Origin of the sequence: Dolichospermum sp. UHCC 0352, from assembly GCF_009711925.1 — a bacterium.
GTDB lineage: Bacteria > Cyanobacteriota > Cyanobacteriia > Cyanobacteriales > Nostocaceae > Dolichospermum > Dolichospermum lemmermannii.
Genome location: NZ_VIKY01000121.1, coordinates 1 through 2,362, shown reverse-complemented (window position 1 = coordinate 2,362; position 2,362 = coordinate 1). Strand labels below are relative to the sequence as shown.

General features: G+C 37.3%; 3 protein-coding genes. All 3 read right to left on the bottom strand.

The window, feature by feature from the left end:
- Positions 1–487 precede the first annotated feature (487 nt).
- Complete coding sequence (locus FJR06_RS08170; protein WP_015078194.1) at positions 488–1,435, bottom strand: DUF4351 domain-containing protein; 948 nt, start codon at positions 1,433–1,435, stop codon at positions 488–490.
- A 99-nt stretch (positions 1,436–1,534) separates the two neighbouring features.
- Positions 1,535–1,639, bottom strand: coding sequence for a DUF4351 domain-containing protein (locus FJR06_RS08165; RefSeq protein WP_235081921.1), 105 nt, complete (start codon positions 1,637–1,639; stop codon positions 1,535–1,537).
- A 175-nt stretch (positions 1,640–1,814) separates the two neighbouring features.
- Positions 1,815–2,362, bottom strand: a 548-nt coding sequence (locus FJR06_RS08160) for a hypothetical protein (protein WP_168651212.1), incomplete at its 5' end; no start/stop codon positions are given.

Sequence of the window (2,362 nt, the reverse complement as noted above, 5' to 3'; positions counted from 1 at the left end):
AGGCTAGTGGCTAAAGCACCACCAACAACAACTAATGGCAGAATCTGAGATAGTTTCATCATGATATATCTTTGTATTCATGTTTGAATTTGACCTATATCTCAGTATAGTAGCAATGGTGTTATTGTCTTTTTTTTTACAAACTTTTACAAGATTTTATCGAAAACTCTCATATCTCGTCTGTTTATGCCAAAAAACAACCGCCTCCATGATGGTAAGCGGTTCTGCACAATTCAATGGACATCCCCAAAAAAGTAGAGACGTTCCATGGAACGTCTCTACTACAAGGGTCTTATGTCAAGCATCTTTAAACTCGGCCTATGTCTATTAAATAGAATTTGAAGATAGTTCTTCCTTATCAAGTCTATGATAACAAATTCAAAATCAATTGTCAAGCCCCTAATCCCAATTTTCGGCGGGAAAAATCAAAAAGTTTTCAATTCTTCATAAAGTCATGAAAACATCATCAACGGTCTTTTGAAAAAGATTAGCTAACAGATTGTAACCAAGTTTGTAAATCTGTAACTGAGGTAAAATCTAACAAGGCTTCTCCTAATTCCTCCAGTTGTTCGACAGGTAATTTTTGGACTTGTTGAATCAATGATGAGTCCATTGTACCAATGCGGCGATTTAACTGACGGATAATCAGAAGTTGTTCTCCTTGTTGTAGTCCTCGTTGTTCTCCTCGTTGTTCTCCTCGTTGTAGTCCTTCTTGTAGTCCTTCTTGTCTAGCGAGTTCTCGCTCTTGTTGGTAAAGTGGTGCTAATCTCATAATCAACTCCCTATCTTCTGTTTCTATTTCTGGACTTTGATTTATTCTCAAGTTCTGTTGCAGGTTGTAAAGTAATTCTAATGTGATTTTCACATAAGGCTGATTTGATGGTAAGGCTGCTAATTCATCAATTGCTCGTTTTTGCACCGTTCCTCTGCCCAAAAGTCTTAACCACAATGTTTCTGGAATAGGTGGTAATTGATGAATGACAATAATTGCTGCGCGGAAAGACTCTGGTAAATAGTATATTCCTGGTAAAGAATCTGATTCCAATGTACCATGAAATCCTGATAGCAGTTTCTTAGACGCTGTGGGTGTGAGAATCCATAATTTAGGAAAATTACTTTGTGCTATTTTGGTTGCATTACGTTTTGCTTCTCGTTTTAATGCACCTCTAACTTCTAATGATTTTAATAGACAATCACATATTTCTTCTGTTGAGGCTGGGTTGCGAAATGGTTCAAATATGGCTAGTGTGGTGGCTAGTTTACCTAATAACCCTAATGATGCTATATCCGCTTTTTGTTCAAGAAATGGTGTAAATAATACATCTATTTCTCGTACTTCTCCAGATACATGACTGGGTGCTTCTACTTTTCCATAAGGTTTTAGTAGTTCTTCTAAATAATCTTTGGCGAATTGGTCATGTATAAATCTCGTCATTTATTCGATTTTTGCTAATACATAGATATTAATTTAACATTTTTGGGGTAATGGCGATCGCTACTAGAAATGCGATCGCCTAAACTAAATAAAGTGATATTAATTAGTAAATTGTAACCAAGTTTGTAAATCTGTAACTGAAGTAAAATCTAACAAGGCTTCTCCTAATTCCTCCAGTTGTTCAACAGGTAATTTTTGAACCAAATATAGATAAATAGGGTGCGTTACCGACAGCGTAACGCACCCTGAACTTGATTAATGGTGCGTTACGGCTTTGCCTAAGGCACCCTACAAATACCTTTGCTATGAGACTAATTTTTCTCTGCCGTTTTCTTGAACTGTTAGGTATGGAAAACAGCAAAGAAGGAGGTTAAAAAGTTTATGAGACTGTTACAGCAGGCTTTTCAGTGGTTCTTAATGCTATTCTACTTCTGGATTGTTTCCATCGGTACATTAAAGCTAAGACAGGGATGGTAGATAACATAGCACCCGGTGTTGTGTCAAAGGGTACGGGGGTAGCGGGGGTGTATGTGAGAGTTGTAGAGAACATGTCTCCTACTCCTGAAAACACGCCAGATTTATTAAACGTATTTAATGCTGAATAATAAGAACCTGAATTGTTCTTGATGAGACCAAATATGGCTTCGTCTCCGTTTACCGCTAGAAAGGTGCTTGACGTAATCGTGCCATTAAATACTGTAAAGGAATTGGCATATAGAAACGGAAAATAAGATAACACATCTACAGGTTGAGTATATCCTAGTGCAGCAGGGGCTGAATTTATTTTAAGGGACGTAGCCGCAAATGATCCATCACCATTTGGCAAAGCTAATGTACCTGATACAGTCCCATTAACTGCACCATTAGTATTGTCAAAACTGAAATTGAATAATTGGATTGCTTGTGCTGGCTTTTCCCATGCGACAA

Coding starts and splice junctions, on each gene's coding strand:
- FJR06_RS08170 (WP_015078194.1), bottom strand. CDS start 1,435: ATGACGAGATTTATACATGACCAATTCGCCAAAGATTATTTAGAAGAA.